Source organism: Streptomyces sp. NBC_00859 (assembly GCF_045161865.1).
Lineage (GTDB): Bacteria > Actinomycetota > Actinomycetes > Streptomycetales > Streptomycetaceae > Streptomyces.
On sequence record NZ_CP108826.1, the window covers coordinates 2,056,159 to 2,072,722 of the forward strand.

General features: G+C 71.0%; 11 protein-coding genes and 1 pseudogene. 2 read left to right on the forward strand and 10 right to left on the reverse strand.

Annotation, left to right across the window (positions count from 1 at the left end; all coding sequences use genetic code 11):
- Nucleotides 1–67: 67 nt before the first annotated feature.
- From OG584_RS08405 to OG584_RS08420, 4 genes are all read right to left on the reverse strand, one after another.
- A complete protein-coding gene (locus OG584_RS08405; protein ID WP_405776618.1) occupies nucleotides 68–2,014 on the reverse strand; it encodes an acyl-CoA dehydrogenase family protein in 1,947 nt (648 codons plus the stop codon).
- 236 nt (nucleotides 2,015–2,250) lie between these two features.
- Entirely contained in the window at nucleotides 2,251–3,696 is a 1,446-nt protein-coding gene (locus tag OG584_RS08410; protein WP_405776620.1) for an aldehyde dehydrogenase family protein, read from the reverse strand.
- A 153-nt stretch (nucleotides 3,697–3,849) separates the two neighbouring features.
- Nucleotides 3,850–5,427: a PucR family transcriptional regulator gene (locus OG584_RS08415; protein WP_405776622.1), complete on the reverse strand. Its 1,578-nt coding sequence runs from the start codon at nucleotides 5,425–5,427 to the stop codon at nucleotides 3,850–3,852.
- A 103-nt stretch (nucleotides 5,428–5,530) separates the two neighbouring features.
- Entirely contained in the window at nucleotides 5,531–7,906 is a 2,376-nt protein-coding gene (locus OG584_RS08420) for an ATP/GTP-binding protein (RefSeq protein WP_405776624.1), read from the reverse strand.
- A gap of 210 nt (nucleotides 7,907–8,116) precedes the next feature.
- Here OG584_RS08420 and gabT point away from each other — a divergent pair, with 210 nt between their 5' ends.
- Together gabT and OG584_RS08430 are read left to right on the forward strand one after the other, a co-directional pair.
- Complete coding sequence (gene gabT, locus OG584_RS08425; protein ID WP_405776626.1) at nucleotides 8,117–9,448, forward strand: 4-aminobutyrate--2-oxoglutarate transaminase; 1,332 nt, start codon at nucleotides 8,117–8,119, stop codon at nucleotides 9,446–9,448.
- 343 nt (nucleotides 9,449–9,791) lie between these two features.
- Complete coding sequence (locus OG584_RS08430) at nucleotides 9,792–10,373, forward strand: phosphatase PAP2 family protein (RefSeq protein WP_405776628.1); 582 nt, start codon at nucleotides 9,792–9,794, stop codon at nucleotides 10,371–10,373.
- On the opposite strand, the pseudogene OG584_RS08435 reads toward OG584_RS08430, so the two are convergent.
- The 6 genes and pseudogenes from OG584_RS08435 to OG584_RS08460 form a co-directional block, all read right to left on the reverse strand.
- Nucleotides 10,324–11,349 (reverse strand): annotated as a pseudogene (locus tag OG584_RS08435) (chitinase); the annotation flags it as partial. The gene OG584_RS08430 and the pseudogene OG584_RS08435 overlap by 50 nt on opposite strands.
- 200 nt (nucleotides 11,350–11,549) lie before the next feature.
- Nucleotides 11,550–12,017 carry a hypothetical protein gene (locus tag OG584_RS08440; protein ID WP_405776630.1) on the reverse strand — a complete coding sequence of 156 codons (468 nt, stop codon included), beginning with the start codon at nucleotides 12,015–12,017 and terminating at the stop codon, nucleotides 11,550–11,552.
- Between the two features lie 139 nt (nucleotides 12,018–12,156).
- The gene (locus OG584_RS08445; RefSeq protein WP_405776632.1) at nucleotides 12,157–13,575 is read right to left on the reverse strand and encodes an NAD(P)/FAD-dependent oxidoreductase; all 1,419 of its coding nucleotides are present in this window, start codon (nucleotides 13,573–13,575) and stop codon (nucleotides 12,157–12,159) included.
- Nucleotides 13,576–13,599: 24 nt separating this feature from the next.
- Nucleotides 13,600–14,409: an ABC transporter permease gene (locus OG584_RS08450; RefSeq protein WP_405776633.1), complete on the reverse strand. Its 810-nt coding sequence runs from the start codon at nucleotides 14,407–14,409 to the stop codon at nucleotides 13,600–13,602.
- Complete coding sequence (locus tag OG584_RS08455; RefSeq protein WP_405776635.1) at nucleotides 14,409–15,338, reverse strand: ABC transporter permease; 930 nt, start codon at nucleotides 15,336–15,338, stop codon at nucleotides 14,409–14,411. The genes OG584_RS08450 and OG584_RS08455 overlap by 1 nt, the downstream gene beginning before the upstream one ends.
- Complete coding sequence (locus OG584_RS08460) at nucleotides 15,335–16,489, reverse strand: ABC transporter ATP-binding protein (protein WP_405776637.1); 1,155 nt, start codon at nucleotides 16,487–16,489, stop codon at nucleotides 15,335–15,337. Before OG584_RS08460 ends, OG584_RS08455 begins: the two co-directional genes overlap by 4 nt.
- Nucleotides 16,490–16,564 lie beyond the last annotated feature (75 nt).

Below are 16,564 nucleotides of genomic sequence, written 5' to 3' on the forward strand. Positions count from 1 at the left end.
CGTGTACCCGCGAACGCCGCCGGGGCGGGGCTTCCCCGGGCCGGGCCCGGGGACGCCCCGCCGGGGATCAGCGGATACGGCGGTGGACGTTGTCCGCCGTGGAGGGGCCGGGGGTCGCGTCGGCGATCCAGGGGCCTTCGCCCGAGGGGTCGACGATGCCCTGTTCCAGCCAGGTGTACGTGCCGGCGAGGACGCCGGACACGACCTTGTGGTCCAGGTCGTCGGTGTTCGCCCAGAGCCGGCCGAAGAGCTCGTCGACCCGGAGGCGGGCCTGCCGGCAGAAGGCGTCGGCCAGCTGGTAGGCCTCCCGGCCGTGGTCGTCCGTCGACCGCAGCAGTTCGGCCCGCACACAGGCGGCGCTCATCGCGAAGAGCTCGGCGCCGATGTCGACGATGCGGCCGAGGAAGCCCTGCTTCGTCTCCATCTTTCCCTGCCAGCGCGACATGGCGTAGAAGGTCGAGCGGGCGAGCTTGCGGGACGAGCGCTCGACGTGGCGCAGATGCACGGAGAGGTCGGGATGCCCGGCCGGGTGGAACGCCGCGTAGCTGCCCGGCAGCTGTCCGGGCCCCGCGACGAGCTTCGGCAGCCAGCGGGCGTAGAACGCGCTCGCCTGCGCACCCGCCTTCGCCTTGTCCTGCAGGGTCGTGTCCGGGTCGATCAGAGCCCCTGCGACGGAGAGGTGGGCGTCGACGGCCTCCCGGGCGATCAGCAGATGCATGATCTCCGTCGAGCCCTCGAAGATGCGGTTGATGCGCATGTCCCTGAGCATCTGCTCGGCGGGCACCGGCCGTTCGCCGCGGGCAGCGAGGGAATCGGCCGTCTCGAAGCCGCGGCCGCCGCGGATCTGGACCAGTTCGTCGGCGATCAGCCAGCCCATCTCGGACCCGTACAGCTTGGCGAGCGCCGCCTCGATGCGGATGTCGTTGCGGTCCTCGTCGGCCATCTGGGACGAGAGGTCCACGACCGCTTCGAGGGCGAAGGTGGTCGCGGCGATGAAGGAGATCTTGGCGCCGACAGCTTCGTGCCGGGCGACGGGCCTGCCCCACTGCTCCCGCTCGGCCGACCACTCGCGGGCGGTCTTCAGGCACCATTTGCCCGCGCCGACGCACATCGCGGGCAGCGAGAGCCGGCCCGTGTTGAGGGTGGTCAGGGCGATCTTGAGTCCGGCGCCCTCCGGGCCGATCCGGTTCGCCGCCGGGACCCGGACCTGGTGGAAGCGGGTGACGCCGTTCTCCAGGCCGCGCAGGCCCATGAAGGCGTTGCGGTTCTCGACGGTGATGCCCGGGGAATCGGCCTCGACGATGAAGGCCGTGATGCCACCCTTGCTGTCCTTGCTGTCACCCGTCTTCGGCACCCGGGCCATCACGACGAGCAGGTCCGCGACGACGCCGTTGGTCGTCCAGAGCTTCACCCCGTCGAGAACGTAGTCGTCGCCGTCCCTGACCGCGGATGTGGCCAGCCGGGCCGGGTCGGAGCCCACGTCGGGTTCGGTCAGCAGGAATGCGGAGATGTCGGTGCGGGCCAGCCGGGGCAGGAAGGTGTCCTTCTGCTCCTGGGTGCCGAACTGCTTCAGCGGCTGCGGGACACCGATCGACTGGTGGGCGGAGAGCAGCGCGCCCACGGCCGGGCTGGCCGAACCGACCAGCGAGAGCGCCCTGTTGTAGTACACCTGGGTGAGGCCGAGGCCGCCGTACTTGATGTCGATCTTCATGCCGAGAGCGCCGAGCTCCTTGAGCCCGTTGACCGTCTCGTCGGGGATCCGGGCCTCGCGCTCGATCAGCGCCCCGTCGATCCGGGTCTCGCAGAAGGTGCGCAGCTTCGCCAGGAAGGCCTCGCCGCGCCGGGCGTCCTCGCCGTCGGGCAGGGGATGCGGGTGGATCAGATCGAGCCGGAAGCGGCCGAGGAACAGCTCCTTGGCGAAGCTCGGTTTCCGCCAGTCCTGCTCACGGGCGGCTTCGGCGACCTGGCGCGCTTCGCGCTCGGTCACCCTGGGCTTGTCGAGTGGTGCGGTCATGAGGGGTACTCCTCACCGCCGATGTCGGGTGGACACACCTGCCCGCGGTCAGGCGGTGCTACTCGTCGCTACTCGTCCGTATGTACCCCATTCCACGCACCGCGGCCACCCCTCGCGTGGGCGAGGGGTGGCCGGGCGGGGACGAGTGCGTCCGATCGGGTCTGATCGGCTCCCCGGTGCGGGGCCGGTTCAGGCCCCGTCGGTTCAGGCCCGGCGGTGCGGTCCGGTTCCGCGGTTCAGAGCGCGAGTCCCGTGAGGACCATGACCCGCTCGTAGGTGTAGTCCTCCATCGCGAAGCGCACGCCCTCGCGGCCGACGCCTGACTGCTTGGCGCCGCCGTACGGCATCTGGTCCGCGCGGTACGAGGGGACGTCGCCGACGATCACGCCGCCGACCTCAAGGCCGCTGTGGGCGCGGAACGCCGTCTGCACGTCGTGCGTGAACACGCCGGCCTGGAGGCCGTACTTGGAGTCGTTGACGGCGGCGAACGCCTCCGCCTCGCCCTCGACCCTGGTGAGCGTGAGAACCGGGCCGAAGATCTCCTCGCGGGCCACCGTGGTGTCCGCGGGGACGTCCGCGAGCACGGTCGGCGCATAGCTCGCGCCGTCCCGTGAGCCGCCCGCGAGCACCTTGGCACCTGCCTGTACCGCCTCGTCGACCCAGGACTCGACCCGCCTGGCCGCGTCCTCGCTGACGAGCGGGCCGACATCCGTGGCCGCGTCGGCGGGGTCACCGGTGGTCTGCTGTGCCACGGCGTCGACGATCTTCGGGACGAGCCGGTCGTACACCGAGGCATCCGCGATCACGCGCTGCACCGAGATGCAGGACTGGCCGCCCTGGTAGTTCGAGAAGGTCGCGATGCGCGTGGCGGCCCAGTCGAGGTCCTTCTCGGACGCGTAGTCGGCGAGCACCACGGCGGCGCCGTTCCCGCCGAGCTCCAGGGTGATGTGCTTGCGCGGGACCGAGTCCATGATCGAGAAGCCGACCTTGTCGGACCCGGTGAAGGAGATGACCGGGAGCCGCTCGTCCTGGACGAGGGCGGGCATCCGGTCGTTGCCGACCGGCAGCACCGACCAGGAGCCGGCGGGCAGCTCGGTCTCGGCCAGCAGCTCGCCCAGGACGAGCCCCGAGAGCGGGGTCGCGGGCGCGGGCTTGAGGATGATCGGCGCACCGACCGCGATGGCGGGGGCGATCTTGTGGGCGCACAGGTTGAGCGGGAAGTTGAACGGCGCGACGCCCAGGACCACGCCGCGCGGGAACCGGCGCGTCAGAGCGAGGCGCCCCGCCCCGCCCGCGTCGGTGTCGAGGCGCTGCGCCTCACCGCCGTTGTAGCGGCGTGCCTCCTCGGCGGCGAAGCGGAACACCGAGACGGCGCGGCCGACTTCACCGCGGGCCCACTTGATCGGCTTGCCGTTCTCGGCGGTGATCAGCTGGGCGATCTCCTCCGTGCGCTCGACGAGGCGGCGCGAGACGTGGTCCAGGGCGGCGGCGCGGACGTGGGCGGGCGTCGCGGCGAACTCGTCCCGGACCGCGTGCGCGGCGGCGACGGCCTCCTCGACCTGTGCGTCGGTCGGGACGGCGACCGTGCCGACGAGCCGGCCGTCCCAGGGGGAGGTGACATCGAAGGTGTCATCGCCGGTGGCCTGGCGGCCGGCGAGCCAGAAGGCGTGGGTGGAGGTCATGTGTTCCGGCCCTTCCGTGGTGGTGGTTGGTGTTCCCACGGTAGGGGTGCGGGGGCGGCGCTGTGTTTGTCCGGCGTGGAGTGGTGCGGGCCGCCGGGGCGCCGGAATGTCGTGGGCCGGGACGGCCGGGCGCTCCGGCCTCCGGGGCCCCCGTCAGGGCATGCTCGTGGCCTTAAGCGCCAGCCACAGCTCCATCCGTACGTCCGGGTCGTCCAGGGACCGCCCCAGGATCTCCTCCACCCGCCGCATCCGGTACCGCAGCGTGTGCCGGTGCACCCCGAGGTCGGCGGCTGCCGCGTCCCACTGCCCGTGGTGCGCGAGCCAGGCCCGCAGGGATGCCACCAGGTCACCGCGGCCGGTCGCGTCGTGCTCGTGCAGCGGCCGCAGCATGCCGTCGGCGAAGGCACGTACGGCGTCGTCGGCGAGCAGCGGCACCACTGACCCGGTCGCCAGTTCCTCGTGTTCGACCAGGACCCGGCCGCGGCGGCGGGCGACCGAGAGCGCCTGTTCGGCCTGGCGGTAGGCGGAAGCGGCGGCGATGGTGCCGGCCGGCGCGGACTGTCCGACGACGACTTCGCCCTCCTCGCCCGTGGCTCCGGCACCGGGGCGGGCGTCCGTCTGGGTACGGCGGGCCTCCATCCGCTGGGCGTACTCCGTGCAGGCCGTGACCGCGGCCCCGCCGTCGGTGGCGAGCACGACGAGGCGCTCGCCCTCGGGTACGACAAGCACCATCTCGCCCGCGCGGGAGGCCCCGGACTCCAGGGTCTCGGCCAGTTCCTGGAGCGCGCCGGCCGTACCGTCGGCGATGAGCAGACGGTACGGGGCGTCGAGCAGTCCGTTGTACAGATCCCCGGCGACGGTCCGCGCGTGGTCGGGCTCTCCGGCGAGCAGCATCCGCAGCACCGCTGCCCCCAGCCGGTCCTCGGCCGCCCGCAGGGCGCGGGAGCGTTCGGTCGTCAGGGTGAGCAGGGCGATGGCCGAGTGCACCGCGTACCGCTCGGCGGTGCCCAGCGTGGTGCCCGTGCCGACGGCCAGCGCACCGTGCGGGCGGCGGCCGGTGCCCAGGGACTGCAGCTCGACACGGTCGTCGGAGCCGCCGACCACCGCGCTCGCGGGCGCGGGGCGCTCGCCGAGCCGGGCCACGTCCGGGGTGAGCCGTGCGGCGCGGCGCGCCGCCCACTCGGGGGCGACGGACACGACGGCTCCGGCCGCGTCGTACAGCGCGGCCCAGCCGTTGACGTGAGCGGCGAGCCGCGCCACGAGGTCGCCGGGACCGTCACCGTTCAGCGCTGCCCTGGTCAGTTCGCGCTGGGCCTCGAAACCGGCGGTGACCGAGCGGTACTGGTCGGCGGCGATGGCAGCCGAGACAGCCTTGCTGATGGCCAGGAACGGCGTACGCCTGGGTACCTCCAGGAGCGGCAGGCCCTCCTCCTCGGCCGCGGCGACCAGCGCGGGCGGGATGTCGTCGTAGTGGACACCGACGGCGAACCCGAGTCCGACGACCCCGGCCTTGGCGAGCCGCCTCACGTACCGGCGCATCGCCTCCTGGTCCTCGGTGTCCAGAGTCATGGCGGTGATGAGGAGGAGCTCACCGCCCTCCATGTACGGGACGGGGTCGGCCAGCTCGCTGACATGCGCCCAGCGCACCGGCGTCTCGAGACGGCCCTCCCCGGCACGCACGGTCAGCTTGAGCGTGGAGTGGTGGACGAGCGAGGCAAGGGTGGGCGGCATGGAGGGACCGTAGGACTTTCGGCTGAAGAATGGGTGAGAATTACGCCGCCCCGTATGAACGGCTCAGACAATTCTGCCAGGGCGTACGAGTCCTCGCGCCGGATCAGCCGCGCAGATTCACCAGGAGCGGTGGTGCGTGCTCACCGCGCACCGTCGTCAGGGAGAGCACCGCATGTCCGGCGGGCACGGAATGGGCCAGGTCAGAGGCCGACCAGCGCTCACGTTCGACCTTCCGCACAGTGACCGCGTCCGTCGTCACGGCCTTCCCCGTGACGAGTTTGCGGAAGGAGTGGATCGCGCGGGTCAGCGGCTGGTCGGCGAAGACCGTGCGCTGGGTGACGTCCCTGGTCTCCACCCACTCGGTCCCCCATGCCTCGGCGAACGACCGGCCCTCCCAGGTGGTCACCCCGGAGAACGCCATCCGGCAGCCGACCGCGCCCAGCAGCGCGGTGTGCAGTTCGTCCGGTACGTCGCTCAGGCTGCGCAGCGTGAGGACGGCGCCCGCGTGCGCCGAGCGCAGCCGCTGGACGGAGCGAACCGAGTCAGCGGTGATGGTGCGGGTCGCGTCGTCGAGGACGAGGCAGGCGAAGAGCGAGCGGTCGGCGCGGGCCGACGCGTTGGCGGTGAACTGGGCGAGGACGAGACGGGCCAGGACCCGGGACGCCTCTGCGTGCGCCCGTTCCGGAAGGTCGATCCGGACACGTACGGGGTGTTCGAGCGAGCGCAGCGAGAAGGGCCTGGACGTACCCGACGTGTCGAAGAACCCGGCGAAGGCGGGCCGGTCGAGGGAGGCCACACGGTCGGCGAGCGCGGGGCCCGGGTCGCCCGGCGCCCCGGACTGGCGGGCGCGGGCGTCGAGTTCGCGCTGCAGGCCGAAATGGCCGCCCGCGTCGAGTGCCTCACGCAGGGTCGCCAGCGCGGCCGGCACCCCGTCGAGGAGTTCCCGCAGGTCGGGCACTGAGGGGAACCGGCCGTGAGCCGCCCGGTAGGGGCCGAGCAGTTGGGCGAGCGCGGTGGCGGCACGCCTACTGTCGACCTCGGGGAGGTCGCCGGTGAACGCCTCGGCGAGTACGGCGGCGGCCTCGTCGGGGTCGGTGGTGCCTCCGTAGAGGTCGAAGTCGTGGACGGAGGAGGGGTCGCCGAGCTTCACCACGACGTCGTACGCGTCGTCGGGACCGAGCTGGGTGCCCGCGGCCGCCACCGCGATGACCGCGGCCTGGCCCGCGAGCGCCTGGAGGGCGAGGGACTCCACCACGGGACGCACCAGGTCGCGGGTCTTGCCCGCGCCGGGCGGCCCCACGGCCAGCAGCGAGGTTCCGAGCAGTTCGGGTTCGAGCGCGAGACCGCTGCCGCGCCTGGCGTACGGATTGCGCTCGCCGGGATCGACCGTGCCGAGCCTGACCTGGCGTACGAACAGATCGTGCCGGGCCGCACGCACCGGCAGGTCGCGGGCGCCCGAGGGGTGCAGGCACGCGGCCGCGCCGGCCCGGCGCACTGCTTCGGTGAAGGAGTCGAGCCGGGTGGGGTCCGCCTGGACGGAGCGCCAGGCGCGGCGGACCCGGGTGTAGTCCACGTCGTTCATCCGCCCGGACCGCACCTCGTCGGAGAGCCGGTCGGCGAGCTCGGTGAGGCCCTGGGCGCGCAGTTCGGGCCAGTCTGCCGGCCCCGGGGCCGCCGGGTCGGGGGCCGCCGCCCTGGCCGGTGTCTGTGCCTGCTCCTGCGGTGAGCGCTGGTGCGGGACCTGCCCCGGACGCACCAGCTCGCGCCAGCGGCCGAGCCTGGCGAACGGCCAGACCACGGCCAGCGTGATCAGCCCGTAGAGCGAGTAGGCCACGGCGGCGGCCGCGACATGGTCACCGCCGCCGTTCAGCCAGGACTGCGGGACCAGCATGAAGACCATGTCGAATCCGGGCAGAGTGTCCGTCCACACGAACATCCAGACGAGGAACGCGAGGGCGGCGGCGGCCGTCGCACGGGCCCGCGGCCCCCGGCCCTCGACGGCTCGGTCGAAGGCGGCGTGCCAGTTGCCGAGCCGGCCGAAGCCGTAGAGGAGGACGCCCGCGATCAGGAACCGGTAGATCTCCAGGGCTGTCTCCGCCGACTCCGGCGCCGGCTCCCCCATGCGCTGGCGGCTCCACCAGTCCCCCGGTGTGAAGAGCTCCAGCGGGACGCGCCAGTACGGGATGTAGCCGTTGCGCCACAGGGACCAGACGAGCACGCAGGCCAGCAACGAGATGACCGCTCCGCTGAGCAGCGTGCGGCCGGGTACGTCCTCCGACTCCGCGGGGCGCTCCGCGTGGCCGTAGGCCCAGACGCCGGGCCCCGCCCGGTGGCGCGGGGTGTCCAGCCAGTCGGTGAGCAGCGGGCCTGTCGCGGGTGCGTAGGCGGGCGGTGGCGGCACGGCCGGCGGCCCGGCGGGACGTGGCACGGGATCGGCCCCCCGGGTGCCGCGTGCGTCGTATGTGCCTTCGGTGTCCATGACCCCTGCCCCCTGACCAGCCAGGTCTGCCTTGTGCGGTGCGCCTCAATCTAGTGCCACGTGCCCGCTGCCGGGCGTCATCACGCTGCTATGTCCGCCGCGGACAACGACACAACCGGACCACTACCGAACGGAGCATGCCGCAGTTTCGGCCGCGCCCCTAGCCTGCTGTGAGAGGAAGCGTCCGATTTCGTCCCACAGGAGTCCCCCATGACCGCTGTTCCGCAGGAGCGCCGCGTCGTCACCGCCATCCCCGGCCCGAAGTCGCAGGAGCTGCAGGCCCGTCGCAATGCCGCGGTCGCCGCGGGTGTCGGCTCCGTGCTGCCGGTCTTCACGACCCGCGCGGGCGGCGGCATCGTCGAGGACGTCGACGGCAACCGCCTCATCGACTTCGGTTCCGGTATCGCCGTGACCTCCGTGGGCGCGTCCGCCGAGGCCGTCGTGCGCCGCGCGTCCGCGCAGCTCGCCGAGTTCACCCACAGCTGTTTCATGGTGACCCCGTACGAGGGCTACGTCGAGGTGTGCGAGCGGCTCGCCGAGCTGACCCCGGGTGACCACGCCAAGAAGTCGGCGCTCTTCAACTCGGGCGCCGAGGCCGTCGAGAACGCCGTGAAGATCGCCCGCGCCTACACCAAGCGCCAGGCGGTCGTGGTCTTCGACCACGGCTACCACGGCCGCACCAACCTCACGATGGCGCTGACCTCGAAGAACATGCCGTACAAGAACGGCTTCGGCCCGTTCGCACCCGAGGTCTACCGGGTGCCGGTGGCGTACGGCTACCGCTGGCCGAGCGGTCCGGAGAACGCGGGCGCCGAGGCGTCCGCCCAGGCCATCGACATGATCAACAAGCAGATCGGCGCGGAGAACGTCGCCGCCGTGATCATCGAGCCGGTGCTCGGTGAGGGCGGCTTCATCGAGCCGGCCAAGGGATTCCTGCCTGCCATCGCCCAGTTCGCCGAGGACAACGGCATCGTCTTCGTGGCCGACGAGATCCAGTCCGGCTTCTGCCGCACCGGCCAGTGGTTCGCGTGCGAGGACGAGGGCATCGTCCCCGACCTGATCACCACCGCCAAGGGCATCGCCGGCGGGCTGCCGCTCTCCGCGGTGACCGGCCGCGCCGAGATCATGGACGCCGCGCACTCGGGCGGTCTCGGCGGTACGTACGGCGGCAACCCGGTGGCCTGCGCCGGCGCCCTCGGCTCCATCGAGACGATGAAGGAGCTGGACCTCAACGCGAAGGCCCGGCGCATCGAGGAGATCATGAAGGCGCGGCTGACGGCCGTCCAGGAGAAGTACGACATCATCGGCGACATCCGGGGCCGCGGCGCGATGATCGCGGTCGAGCTGGTCAAGTCGGGCACCAAGGACCCCAACCCGGAGGCGACGGCGGCCCTGGCCAAGGCCTGTCACTCGGTGGGGCTGCTCGTTCTGACCTGTGGCACCTACGGCAACGTGCTGCGCTTCCTGCCGCCGCTGGTCATCGGCGAGGACCTGTTGAACGAGGGCCTGGACCTCCTGGAGGAGGCCTTCGCCGGAGTGTGACCTCCAGTAACGGTCGGGGCGTGTGAAGAACGTGTGGGGGGCCGATGGCGGGATAGGGTTCCCGCTGTCGGCCACCCCTCCTCCTGCCGTACGGTTCTGACAGATGAGAGAAACACCTCGCTCACGGGAGACCGTGGGCGATCCCGGGCAAGGGCCTCCCCAGCTCGCGCCTGGTCGTGCCTTTGCGCACACCACCGGACCTTCGGGCTCCGGTTCTCCTCACCGATCGGATGGCCGCTCGCCCCACACCCCCCGGGGCGCGCGGCACACCGGTCAAGGCGGCCGCCCCGGAACTACCCCCCCTGTTCCCGGGCGGCCGGCTACCCCCTCCCCACTGCGGCGCGTGCTGCTCCCCGCGCTCGGCTGTCTTCTCCTCTTCGCACTGATCACCTGGCAGGTCATGACCGCCGGGCCGCTACTGCGCCTGGACACGCGCGTCGACCGTCACATCGTCGGCACCGGTCCCGGACGGCTGAGCGGCGCCCTCTCCGACCTGGGCAATACGGAAGTCGCCCTGCCGGTCCTGGTGGTGGCGATGGCGTACGCCCTGTGGCGGGGCAGCCGCAGGGACGTCCTGGCCGCCGCGCTGGCGATGGCCGTGGTTCCCGCGCTGGTGGTACCGCTGAAGCTCTGGACGGCGCGGTCAGGTCCGCTCGACCCGTCCACCGGGTACTTCCCCTCGGGCCACTCGGCGACCGCGATGGTGGCGTACGGCGGGGCCGCGCTGCTGCTCACGCCGTACACCCGGCGGAACTGGCCGGTGCCCGTCGCCGTAATCCTGACGGTGGCGACGGGCACCGGTCTCCTCCTGCACGGCTACCACTGGCCTCTCGACGTGCTGGCGAGCTGGCTGCTGTGCGGGGCCCTGCTGCTGGTCACTGCCAGCTGTATGCGTCGAAGTTCTTCGCGAACTCCTGACTGCTGAACAGGTCCCAGTTGACGGACCAGGCCATCAGGCCGCGCAGACCCGGCCAGCTGCCGTGGGTCGCGTAGGAGCCGCAGCCGGTCTTCTTCGTCAGGCAGTTCAGCGCCTGGTCCACGTCAGCGGTCGAGGTGAAGCCGTTGCCCGCGTTCACCGAGGCCGGCAGGCCGATGGCCACCTGGTCGGGGCGGAGCGGAGCGAACATCTTCGTCGTGTCACCCGCTACCGGGAAGCCGGTCAGCAGCATGTCGGTCATGGCGATGTGGAAGTCGGCGCCGCCCATGGAGTGGTACTGGTTGTCGAGCCCCATAATCGGCCCCGAGTTGTAGTCCTGGACGTGCAGCAGCGTCAGATCGTCGCGCAGCGCGTCGATCACCGGGAGATAGGCGCCCGCGCGCGGGTCCTGGCCGCCGAACGGGCCCGATCCGTAGAACTGGTAGCCGAGCTGCACGAAGAAGGTCTCCGGAGCCATCGTCAGTACGAATGCGTCGCCGTACTTGGCCTTGAGCGTCTTCAGCGCGGAGATCAGGTTGACGACGACAGGCGTGGTGGGGTGCCGGAAGTCCGTGTCACCCGTGTCGAGCGAGAGCGAGTGGCCCTCGAAGTCGATGTCCAGGCCGTCGAGTCCGTAATCGTCGATGATCTTCGAGACGGAAGCGACGAAGGTGTCGCGGGCGGCCGTGGTGGTGAGCTGCACCTGGCCGTTCTGGCCGCCGATGGAGATCAGCACCTTCTTGCCCGCCGCCTGCTTGGCCTTGATCTCCGCCTTGAACGCGTCGGCCGACTCGACACCGGGACACTCCGTGGCCGGACACAGGTTGAAGCGGATGTCGCCGGACGTGGGCGAGGTGGGCTCGCCGAACGCCAGGTCGATCACGTCCCAGGAGTCGGGGACGTCGGCCAGCTTGGTGTAGCCGGACCCGTTGGCGAAGCTGGAGTGCAGATAGCCGACCAGGGCGTGTGCGGGCAGGCCGGCACCGGCTGCGGGGGCGGCGGCCTGGGAGGTCTGCGCGGTGGCGAAGAGCGCGCTCGCCGCGAGTGCGGCCGTGGCGAGCATGGCCAGAAGTCTTGGGCGTTTCACAACTGCCTCCGGACATGGGGGGATTGAGGGGTGAAGCGCGCCCAACATGGTCCAGACCAATTGGACTGTCAAGACTTCACACATCGCCCGGCGGTGGTTCAGACCAATCCGTCACCAATGTCGCCCGCCCTCAGTGCCGCGGCCTCGTGCAGCGCGAGTTCGAGGAGCGCCGGGTCGGTGAGCGTCCCCCCGCCGTCCGGCGGGACGAGCCAGCGCACCCCGCCCGCCGCCCCGCCCGGACGCGGCACCACTATCCAGGTGCCGCGTCCGGCACCCCGTACACCCGTCCCGATCCAGCGGGCGGCCGTCCCCGGCGGCACGAAGAATCCCATTCTGGCCTCGCCGAAACCGGCCAGGACCGGACCCGGCCGGTCGATGAGCCGGGACAGCACGTCCAGGGTCGGATAACCCAGCTCCCCCGGAATGATGAGCACGTCCCAGCGCACACCGGCGGGCAGGAGCGCCACCCCGTGGGGGTCGCGCTCCCATTCCCGCCGGCACGCGTCCGGATCCGGCGCCGCCGAAGCGAGCCACTCCACTGCGGACCTTGCCCCCGAGCCAGCCATCGCCCGGCCTCCATTCGTGTACGCGCGAATTCTGCGTGCACGGGGAGAGAGCGGGGACGGGGCGCTTCATGACGCGGGTTCGGACACCCAATCGCAGTGACCCGGGTCACACCGCCGCCGGTCCGGGGAAACGGCGGCGTCAGGAGTCGAACCCGAGCCCAAGACGGTCCATCGACTTCAGCCAGAGATTCCGGCGTCCGCCGTTCTCGTCCGCCCGCGCCAGCGACCACTTGGTCAGCCCGATCCCGGCCCAGGCGAACGGCTCCGGCGGGAACGGCAGCGGCTTGCTCCGCACCATCTCCAGCCGGGTGCGCTCGGTCTCGGCGCCCGAGAGCAGATCGAGCATCACGTCACCGCCGAACCGGGTGGCACCCACGCCGAGGCCGGTGAAGCCCGCCGCGTAGGCGACGCGGCCGCCGTGCGCCGTGCCGAAGAAGGCCGAGAAGCGGGAGCAGGTGTCGATCGCGCCGCCCCACGCGTGGCTGAAGCGGACCCCTTCGAGCTGCGGGAAGCAGGTGAAGAAGTGCTCGGCGAGGGTCAGATAGGTGTCCGGGCGCTGATCGAGATCGGAGTTCAGCCTGCCGCCGTACGGATAGATCGCGTCGTAACCGCCCCACAGGATGCGGTGGTCCGCGGTCAGCCGGAAGTAGTGGAACTGGTTGGCGCTGTCGCCGAGCCCCTGCCGGCCCTGCCAGCCGATCGACGCCAGCTGTTCCCCGGTCAGCGGCTCCGTCATCAGCGCGTAGTCGTAGACCGGGACGGTGTACGACCGCACCCGCTTGACCAGCGAGGGGAAAACGTTGGTGCCCAGTGCCACCTGCCGAGCGAAGACCCTGCCGTACGGGGTACGGACGGCCATCCCGGTACCGGAGCGCGCCAGATCGAGCCCCCGGGTGCGTTCGTGGACCCGTACGCCCAGGTCCGTACAGGCACGCTTGAGCCCCCAGGCCAGCTTGGCCGGGTGCAGCATCGCGACGCCTCGCCGGTCCCAGAGCCCGGCGAGGAACGTCGGGGAGTCCACCTGGGCCCGCAGCGCGTCCTGGTCGAGGAACTCCAGCCCCTTGAAGCCGAGGTCCGCAGTCTCCCGGTGCCAGTCGCGCAGCTCATCGGCCTGGTGCGGCCGGGTGGCGACGTCGATCTCGCCGGTGCGCTCGAAGTCGCAGTCGATCCCGTACCGGGCGACGGCCTCCTCGATGGCGTCGAGGTTGCGCGCGCCCAGCTCCTCCAGCTGCTTGATCTCACCGGGCCAGCGTTCCAGCCCGTTGGCGAGTCCGTGGGTCAGCGATGCGGCGCAGAAGCCGCCGTTGCGGCCCGACGCGGCCCAGCCCACCTCGTTGCCCTCGATGAGCACGACGTCCAGGCCCGGGTCGCGCTCCTTGGCGAGGAGCGCGGTCCACAGCCCGCTGTAGCCGCCGCCGACGACGAGGAGGTCGCAGCTGACGTCCCCGGTGAGGGCGGGTTCGACGGCGGGCCTGCCGGGGTCCTCCAGCCAGAACGACACCGGTTCGGCGTCGGCGAGTGATGCGGCAAGGGCACGGGTCATGGCAGCTGGGGCCATGGGTTCCACTCCTTCAGGTCCTGCTCAGTGCGGTGTGCTGTTCTTCCGGCGGTTGCTGATCAGCTGGCCGCCGAGTACCACCAGCACCGCGATGACGAACATCGCCGTGCCGATGACGTTGATCTGTACAGGGGTACCGCGCTGCGCCGATCCCCAGACGTACATGGGGAAGGTCACGGTCGACCCCGCGTTGAAGTTGGTGATGATGAAGTCGTCGAAGGAGAGCGCGAAGGCGAGCAGCGCGCCCGCCGCGATCCCGGGCGACGCGATGGGCAGGGTGACCCGCAGGAAGGTCTGCACCGGGCTCGCGTAGAGGTCGCGTGCCGCTTCCTCGAGCCGGGGGTCCATGGACATCACCCGGGCCTTGACCGCCGTGACGACGAAGCTCAGGCAGAACATGATGTGCGCGATGAGGATGGTCCAGAAGCCCAGCTGGGCGCCCATGTTGAGGAACAGGGTGAGCAGGGACGCGGCCATCACTACCTCGGGCATCGCCATCGGCAGGAAGATCAGCGAGTTGATCGCGCCGCGCGCCCGGAACCGGTAGCGGACCAGCGCGAAGGCGATCATCGTGCCGAGCACGGTGGAGCCGATCGTCGCCCAGACGGCGATCTCCAGCGAGAGGTTCAGCGAGCCGCACATGTCGGCGACGCCGCAGGGGTCCTTCCAGGCGTCGAGCGAGAACCGCTGCCAGGTGATGTTGAAGCGTCCGTTGGGCTTGTTGAAGGAGAAGACCATGACGACGACGTTGGGCAGGATGAGATAGGCGAGCGTGAGCAGACCCGCGACGGTGACGAGGTGGCGGCGCAGCCGGCGTGTGGAGTTCCTCAGCATCAGACCAGGTCCTCCGTGCCGGATCGGCGGATGTAGACGGTGACCATGATCAGCACGATCGCCATGAGGATGAAGGACAGCGCGGCCGCCGTCGGATAGTCGAGCACGCGCAGGAACTGCGACTGGATGACGCTGCCGACCATTTTGGTGTCGGTCGAGCCCAGCAGTTCGGAGTTGACGTAGTCACCGGCTGCCGGGATGAAGGTGAGCAGGGTGCCGGAGACGACGCCCGGCATGGAGAGCGGGAAGGTCACCTTGCGGAAGGTGGTGGCCGGGGTCGCGTAGAGGTCGCCGGCGGCTTCGTGCAGCCGTCCGTCGATCCGCTCCAGCGAGGTGTAGAGCGGCAGGATCATGAACGGCAGGAAGTTGTAGGTGAGTCCGCAGACCACTGCCATGGGGGTGGCCAGCACCCGGCTGCCGTCCGTCCAGCCGAGCCAGCTGGTCACATCGAGGATGTGCAGCGTGTTCAGGGCCCCCACGACCGGACCGCCGTCGGCGAGGATCGTCTTCCAGGCGAGCGTGCGGATCAGGAAGCTGGTGAAGAACGGCGCGATGACCAGGATCAGCACCAGATTGCGCCAGCGGCCCGCCTTGAAGGCGATGAGGTACGAGAGCGGGTAGCCGAGGAGCAGGCAGAGGACCGTCGCCGTGGCCGCGTACAGCAGGGAGCGGATGAACTGCGGGTAGTACTCCTGCAGCGCGTCCCAGTACGTCTGGAAGTGCCAGGTGACCTGGAAGCCGTCCTCCAGCGAACCCGTCTGCACCGACGTGGACGCCTGGTAGATCATCGGCAGCGCGAAGAAGACCAGCAGCCAGATGATGCCGGGCAGCAGCAGCCAGTACGGTACGAGCCGCTTGCGGACGGGTGGCTTGCGCAGGGCGCCGGCCTCCGCGGGGGCCGCGGTGCGCGGGGCCTCGGTGACGCTCACGCCGCCTCCTCGCTGCTTGCGTCCGCCTTGCCGGCGTCGACCGCCTGGTCTGCGCCGAGGCCGAACGAGTGCCGGGGGTTCCAGTGCAGGACGACCTCGGCGCCCGGCGTCAGCCGTGAGTCCCGCTCGACGTTCTGTACGTAGACCTCGAGGTGCGGGCAGACCGGGCTGTCGATGACGAACTGCGTGGAGACGCCGATGAAACTGGAGTCGGCTATTCGCCCGGTGATGCGGTTGCGTCCGGCGCCGATCTCCGCCGCGTCGTCCGCGTGCACCAGCGCGATCTTCTCGGGCCGCACCCCGACGAGCAGCTTGCCGCCGGTGGTGGTGGCGGCCGAGCACCGGTCGGCGGGCAGCCGGAGCTCGGCCCCCGACGCCAGGACCGTGATGTCGGACCCCGCCTCCGCGACCTCGGCCTCGATGAGGTTCGAGGTGCCGAGGAAGTTCGCCACGAAGGTGGTGTCGGGGTTCTCGTAGAGCTCGGCGGGCGCACCGAGCTGCTCGACCCGTCCTCCGTTCATCACCGCGACGGTGTCGGCCATGGTCATGGCCTCCTCCTGGTCGTGGGTGACGTGGACGAAGGTGATGCCCACCTCGGTCTGGATCCGCTTGAGTTCGAGCTGCATCTGGCGGCGCAGCTTGAGGTCGAGGGCGCCGAGCGGCTCGTCGAGCAGGAGCACCTTCGGGTGGTTGATGAGCGCGCGGGCGACGGCGACGCGCTGCTGCTGGCCGCCGGAGAGCTGGTGCGGTTTGCGGTGGGCGAAGTCCCCGAGCTGGACGAGGTCGAGCATGTCGCCGACCTGCTTCTTGACGGACTTGATGCCGCGCCTGCGCAGGCCGAAGGCGATGTTCTCCGTCACGTCGAGGTGCGGGAAGAGCGCGTAGGACTGGAAGACCGTGTTGACCGGCCGTTTGTACGGCGGCAGGTCGGTGACGTCCTGGTCGCCGAGCCGGACGGTGCCGGTGGTCGGGTCCTCCAGGCCGGCGATCATCCGCAGGGTGGTGGTCTTTCCGCAGCCCGAGGCGCCGAGGAGCGCGAAGAAGGAGCCCTGCGGGACGGTCAGGTCCAGCGGGTGCACCGCGGTGAAGGACCCGTAGGTCTTGCTGATCCCGGCGAGACGGACGTCGCCGCCTTCATTCGTCTGTGTCATGGGTACGGTCCCGGGGGGTTCGTGGGAACAGGGGGAGAACGGGGAGGGGACGGGGGCGGCAGAGGCCGGACGGTT